This window comes from Helicobacter pylori (genome assembly GCF_014498195.1).
In the GTDB taxonomy this organism is placed as follows: domain Bacteria; phylum Campylobacterota; class Campylobacteria; order Campylobacterales; family Helicobacteraceae; genus Helicobacter; species Helicobacter pylori_DO.
Genome location: NZ_JACTGH010000023.1, coordinates 1 through 6,477 on the forward strand (window position 1 = coordinate 1; position 6,477 = coordinate 6,477).

8 protein-coding genes are annotated in these 6,477 nt (G+C 35.3%); 4 read left to right on the forward strand and 4 right to left on the reverse strand.

The features are described from left to right. The 3 genes from H7N67_RS07685 to sppA all read right to left on the reverse strand — a co-directional run. The coding region (locus H7N67_RS07685; RefSeq protein ID WP_232263051.1) for a restriction endonuclease subunit S at positions 1 to 632 on the reverse strand (632 nt) is incomplete at its 3' end. A 29-nt stretch (positions 633 to 661) separates the two neighbouring features. Then, positions 662 to 1,543 (reverse strand): formyltetrahydrofolate deformylase, encoded by an 882-nt coding sequence (gene purU, locus H7N67_RS07690; protein ID WP_187939595.1) that lies wholly within the window; start codon positions 1,541 to 1,543, stop codon positions 662 to 664. Between the two features lie 2 nt (positions 1,544 to 1,545). Continuing rightward, entirely contained in the window at positions 1,546 to 2,424 is an 879-nt protein-coding gene (gene sppA, locus H7N67_RS07695; protein WP_187939596.1) for a signal peptide peptidase SppA, read from the reverse strand. A 70-nt stretch (positions 2,425 to 2,494) separates the two neighbouring features. On the opposite strand from sppA, the gene H7N67_RS07700 reads away from it, so the two are divergent. From H7N67_RS07700 to H7N67_RS07720, 4 genes are all read left to right on the forward strand, one after another. Then, complete coding sequence (locus H7N67_RS07700; RefSeq protein ID WP_187939597.1) at positions 2,495 to 2,740, forward strand: hypothetical protein; 246 nt, start codon at positions 2,495 to 2,497, stop codon at positions 2,738 to 2,740. 219 nt (positions 2,741 to 2,959) lie between these two features. Next, entirely contained in the window at positions 2,960 to 3,673 is a 714-nt protein-coding gene (locus H7N67_RS07710) for a TIR domain-containing protein (RefSeq protein WP_042636736.1), read from the forward strand. Next, positions 3,670 to 4,842 carry a hypothetical protein gene (locus tag H7N67_RS07715; RefSeq protein ID WP_187939598.1) on the forward strand — a complete coding sequence of 391 codons (1,173 nt, stop codon included), beginning with the start codon at positions 3,670 to 3,672 and terminating at the stop codon, positions 4,840 to 4,842. Before H7N67_RS07710 ends, H7N67_RS07715 begins: the two co-directional genes overlap by 4 nt. Before the next feature lie 9 nt (positions 4,843 to 4,851). Then, complete coding sequence (locus H7N67_RS07720) at positions 4,852 to 5,277, forward strand: hypothetical protein (RefSeq protein ID WP_042636734.1); 426 nt, start codon at positions 4,852 to 4,854, stop codon at positions 5,275 to 5,277. Between the two features lie 503 nt (positions 5,278 to 5,780). On the opposite strand, the gene H7N67_RS07725 is transcribed toward H7N67_RS07720, so the two are convergent. Further along, positions 5,781 to 6,044, reverse strand: a complete 264-nt coding sequence (locus H7N67_RS07725) for a hypothetical protein (RefSeq protein ID WP_042636733.1) — start codon at positions 6,042 to 6,044, stop codon at positions 5,781 to 5,783. Positions 6,045 to 6,477: the final 433 nt, after the last annotated feature.

The window sequence follows — 6,477 nt, forward strand, 5'->3', positions numbered from 1 at the left end:
AAGCTTAAAGCTTTTTTAACGCTCTCTTTTTTAAGAATGAGGGCGTCTAAAGAATAAAGATAATGATCCAAATCGCTTAAAACGTTAGCGATAGCGATTTGTTCGTTTAGGGGGGGTAGGGGGATTAGTAAGTCTCTTAAGTCAGTTTTAGTGAATTTTGGTTGTGCTGATGAGGTTATAATGTTTATTAATTGTTTTTGAAACCATGTATCTAAAAAAGCATAAAATAAAAATTTTAGGTTGGCTTTCTTTGTTCTTAGCAAAATGGCATTTGGTGCTAATGCGTTATGTTTATGAATTAATTTTTTAATATCCACATAATAAATTTCTCCACAATTTCCTATATTTGGCAATATAATTGCATCGCTGTTAAGATTAACACGCCACAGAAATTCAAACGCCTCTTTGTTGATATAAATAGCATTTGTATTGTTAAAACCATTTTTTAATTCGGTTGTTCGTATTAGTTGTGCATAATTTGTTCTATCGTTTGTATATTGAACCATTTGACTTTGTTGTGCAAAGGATCCAGCAGCTGAAAAATCCGTGATGATTTCAAAAATATCTTCTACTTTTACCGCTTCCCAATCCTTTGGTAAGGGCGTTGTTAATGCGTCCATGCGTTCTGTCAAATAATCCTAAGGGGTGCTAATGGAAGCATTCAAAACACCACCGTTTTGTTTTCATGCACAAACACCCTGTCTTCTAAAACGAGTTTTAAGGCCCTAGCCAAAACCAGTTTTTCTATATCCTTACCCGCTAGGCGCATTTTTTCCACGCTGTAATTGTGGTTAATGGGCAGAGTGTCTTGTATGATAATCGGCCCGGCATCAAGGCTTTCATTCACAAAATGCGCCGTGGCCCCGATGACTTTCACGCCCCTTTCAAACGCTTGCTGGTAAGGGTTAGCCCCAATGAATGCAGGCAAGAAACTATGATGGATATTTAAGATCTGATTTTCATAGCGCTTCGTAAAATCATGGCTTAAGATGCGCATGTATTTGGCTAAAACGAGCAAATCCGCGCTCACTTTGTGTTTTAATTCCAAGTCTTTAATGATTGTTAAAATCTCTTTTTCATGCAAGTTTTGATCAATACAAGGTGCATAAAAATAAGGGATGTCAAATTTTTCCACTAAAGGGCGTAAAATCTCGTAATTAGAAATAACGCCTAAAATTTGAGCGTTCAATTCCCCCCCATACACCCTTAAAAGCAAATCCCCTAAGCAATGACTCTCTTTAGTAGCGAGTAAAATGATGTTTTTTTTATGCGTTAAAATGACTTCAATCAGTAGCTCGTTAAAGTTTTCTAAGGCTTTAAAAAGAGCGGTTTTTAAGGATCGCTCTTCTTGCTCTTTAATTTCAGTATTCAAGGGCTTCATTTCTTTTTGGATTTTTAGCCGCATGAAAAAGCGCTGTTTTAAGGGATCAACAAATTCATCGTTTTTGACGATGTTATAGCCCTTGTCAGCGATAGTGGTGCTAATTGCGCTCACCAAGCCTTTAGAGTCTCTAGCTTGAATTTTTAAAATAAATTCTAACATCTTTATCTCATTAATAATTGATAGCCAAAGGCCTGCGTGATGATATTACTTGCTGATTGCGTGGCCTTTTCAATGAAGCGTTCCATAGGGCTTTTTTCTAGCCAATAGGCTTTTTTAACCTTACTCAATTCCATTAAGCGATCTTGGGCTTGTTTGATCGTGCTGATTTTATCAATGAGTTTTAATTTTAGAGCGTTTTGAGCGCTAAAGACCTTCCCTTCAGCAAAATCCTTATAATCCTTAGCGTCTAATTTCCTGGCTTTTGCGACATCATTCACAAACATTTGGTATTGCTCATTGACTAAATTTTGCAAAAAATCTTTTTCGTTGGGTTTCCACGCTCTGGTGAAAGTGCCTATTTCTTTATATTCGCCCGCATGCACGCCTTGAGTGGCTACGCCGACTTTATTGAGCAAATTTTCCACATTCGCGCTAGAAAAAATCACCCCAATCGATCCGATCAAACTCGCTTTAGAGGCATAAACTTCGCTCGCTTGCATGCCCGCATAATAGCTCCCGCTCGCCATAACCCCCCTAGCATACGCTAAAACGGGCATTTTTTGCTTCAGATCAGCGATTTTTTCGCTCAATTCCACGCTCGCTGACACAGCCCCACCAGGAGAGTCAATCAAAAGCAAAACGCCCTTAATGCTAGGGGTTTTTAGGATTTTATCCACTTCTTTGTCAAAATCCTCGGTGCTAAAAATCGCCCCATTTAAATAGAGTTTAGCGAGATTGGGCGGTTCGCTTGGCGCGCTTTCTTTAGCGCTAAAAAAGACTAACACAATCAACAACAACACAAACGACTTGAAATACTTCGTGATGAAATCTAAAGGCATAATGATTAAAGCCTTAAAGATTTTTTGAATGAAACTCCACATGCAGCTTTTCCTAAACTTAATATTTGACCATAAGAGTGTATTATACTTCAAATGTTTTAAGGATTAAATCATGGCGTGTAAATTTTGCCCCAAGATCAGAAAAACAGATTGGATTTTTATTTTAATCGCCGCTTTAGGCTTTTATGCAGTCAATAAACTGGGGTATGCGCCCCAATTCACCCCCACTTCAAAGATTTCACGCCCCATTGAAAAGCCTAGCGGTATGACCGAAAAAGAAAGGAAGAAGCGTTTTATAGAGCTGCAAAAAGAATGCTTACTCCATAAAGACAAAAAGGCATGCGAAGAGGTTTTTTGATTGTTTTTGTTGGTTTTTTGCGTTTTTAGGGCAGTTTGGCTTGCAAGTTTTTACGCTCTTTTTGTTTGCAAAAAGGCTTTTTTTAGCGGTGGTTTTTAGCTATTCTAACGACCCCCAACACCCCAAAATTCAAGCACTCTTAAGCTAAGTCTAAGTCTAAGTCTAAGTCTACTATAATCAAAAGATTTTAAAGGGAACTTAAATAAAAGGCAAAAATATTTGGAAACTTATATCATTGATGCAGATAATATAGATGGGGATTTATTTTTCTATAATCTTACTAGAAACAGCAATGATTTTTCCATGTTGCCCGTTTTTGAACTCGATCACATTGCCCAAAAAATTAGAAATATTCTTAAAAAACATGGCAGTAGAAAAGACATTATTTTAAATCATAGAGAGTTACAGGAAGCCTTTTTTAGCCCGTTCAAACCGCAGCTAAAAAACGCTCAAGTATTTCTCTCGCACTCGCATGCAGACATAAATAAGGCTTTAGAAGTTAAAAACTATTTAGAAAACCAAATAAAACGCAAAGTGTTTATAGACTCGCTTTTTTGGGATTATAAAGACGATGTCTTAAACAAATTGGCAAAATACGATGATATAAGTAGGATTGAAGACGCTTTCACGCTCATTCTCAGGGAGTCTTTAGAATGCATGATCAAAAAATGCCCTTATTTCGTGTTTTTACAAAGCAAGAATAGTGTTTCTCTTAATCAAGATCTATTAAAAATCACTTATTCCGCATGGATTTATGAAGAGTTGAAAATCGCTAACACTCTTATAGCTGACACCACCATAAAAGAATCACACATTAAAGCCATGTGTATTTCTTACGATATCACAAACTTATTAAGGAGGTTTAAACCTATCTCTCTTGATAGTTTGTGCAAGAAAATCGCTTTTAATCTTATAACAAAGGATGCAAAATGAAAACTTACCAAAAATTATTGGGTGCAAGCTGTTTGGCGTTGTATTTAGTGGGCTGTGGGAGTGGTGAATCGCCGGTTGAAATGGTTGATTATGGAAGCCAACTGCAAATAAACTCTAAGGTAGATAGCGTTACTCTTGAAAATCTCAATCTTAATCGTGGGAATTGTGAATATTCCACCTTACAAGTCCCTGTAAGTTTAGAAAGGCTCATACAAGAAAAAGAGAAATCCGAAAACGCCAAACAAAGCCTTGAGAAATACTCAAACGAAACCCAACAAGCAATTGCCCTTAAGCAACAATCCCTAAAAGAATTTGAAGACAAAATGAAAGAATTGGACACCATTGAAAAATTCTATGGTTGGAATTTCAACACAGAGAATAAACTTAAAACCCTGGATGAAAATTCTAAACAATACATACAATTACAACAACAAAGAACTTTTATTTTTGACCATCTCAAAAAATCACTTTCAAGTGAAGCGTCTTATTATATTAATAATGATACACTCAAGTTCTTTTATTACCTTCAAAAAGATATTAAAAATATATTTACTGCAAATATGAGCGGAATTAAAAAGGATATTGTAAGAAAAGAGGGACAATGCTTGGAAGGATCACAAGGGATTGATAAGTATACATACCTTGGTTGGTGTTCTTATTATCTTGGTATCAATGATGGTGATTCTGTAGACTTGAATGAAAGTATAAAGTTAGAGCTAGAAATCTTAAAAGGCTATGCTGACTCCATCAATAACCAAGAAATTTCCAAAATAGCATCAGATCTTATTGCAAGCTATGGCAAAATAGATAGATTCAAATTTAATCCATCCTTTATAAGATCTGTAAATGAAAAATTACCCACTATAACCAACTTTATTTTTAAAGAAATTGTGAGCAGTGCTCCAGAAAAACTTAAGGTAATAACAGATAAGGAGTTACAACCTTTGACAGAAAACTTGCAAAAATACCAAGCTAGTTTAAGCGAGACAACAAATAAGATCCAATGGATAGAACAAAAAGTCAAAGAATTGCAAGATAAACATATCCCTATGCAACAAGAATTGAAATTTGGGAATTCTGTAGTAATCTCTTATAGATGCTCAAAACTTTTGGAAGCCGAACTCCAAACCAACAAAGGCACTTACAAATTTAATTTTGAGAAAAAATAAGCCTTAAACATGGAAAATACCCCAAAAGACAGAGCAAAAATCCTTATAGAAGAGCTTAAAATCTTGCAAGGCATTATCAACAGAATGACGCAAAATTCTTTAGAATGCAAAAAATGGACTCTCGCTCTTGTAGTTGGGGTTTTATCCCTTAAAATAGAAGCGATTTCTAATTCTTATGGGTTATGCGTTTTAGGGGTGCTACTTCTATGTTTTTGGTTTTTAGACGCTTATTATCTCATGCAAGAAAAATTATTCAGGAAGCAATACCAATGGCTGATAGAAAACAGACTTAAAACCGATGAAAGGCTGTTTGAAGTGCTTCCTGCTCATCAAACTTGCCGGTGTGCACTACACCTATGCACCATGCTTTCGTTTAGCCTTTTCCCTTATTGGGTGTTAGCTCTTTGTTTGGTGGGCTATGGTTTTTGTTTTTGATTCTGTTTCAATGGAGTGTTGGCTATAAAAGAGCCTGATTCCAATCAAACGATAACTTTTAAAGCGTTTTAGGATTTAGAGTATTGCAAAATAACCCCACCACTTTCCATATCCATTCCCATAAACCTGATTTTCCTTATACCTAAACTCACACTCTTTTAAATGGAATAAATGGTTGATTTATCTATCTCTTTAAACTCACTCAAACGAAATTTTGAGAAATCCCAAAAACTTTTTGTCCTATTGATAGGGTTTATTCCTTTTACAAATTCATTTTTTTTATGAATGTTTTACACTATAGTGAGACTTTACAATCTACTAAACACTAGCATTTTTGAATTGGTTTGATAATCTTATTAAATGGTTGTTTATGAGTGGTTTTTGTTGTTTTAAAAACTAAATATCTATTGTATATTTATTTATTTAGCATCTACTTAATATTGAATGCCTAGTAACTTAAGGCTCCTTGGTAAGAGCTTAAGTTACCTTGACCTAGGATTTAGCTACTTCTTTTTATCTGGCGTATGATCATCAACCAAGTCAAGCAAAAACTTATTGACATCTCCAGAAACCTTTTTGTAGAGTTTGTCCAGCTTAAGCAGTTCTTCTACTATTCCATTAATGCGTGGACCATATTTAGCTATAAATTTGTTCGGTCCACCCAAATCCGACATTTCTTTTAAAAGAGCCGCAGTTCCATGTAGCCCTTGATAATTATCATTTGCATTTCTATAATTATAACCAACATTACTTTTGTCTTTTTTCATTTAATTTCCTTCTTTTGTAAGTTTATAGAGCAGACAACCCAAACCTTGCTTATCGGCAAATTGAACAAATCTACCGCATGAAACAAATTCGTTTGGATCGTTAATGCCAAAATATAATTTTATCATTTGAGAATACTCCTATGATTAAATTTCGCCTTTTTAGCGCCCATGGATCAGGAGACAGATCGTAAAACGAAACCAATCTCCCAAACCAAGGGAAGCTGTTATACCCAAACTCAAAATTAAAGTCAAGGTCTTACGAAAGGTTGTAAAAGTCAAAAACCAAACAAAAATCAAGGAGATAACAAATAAGAAAGAATAAGCTCAATCCTTCAAAACTAAGCAACAAGAAGCTCTTTTGTCAGGTAATACTCTTTGGCTTTTAACAAGCGAATGTTAAAAGCTTTTCTCTAGAAAGGAGGTGATCCAACCG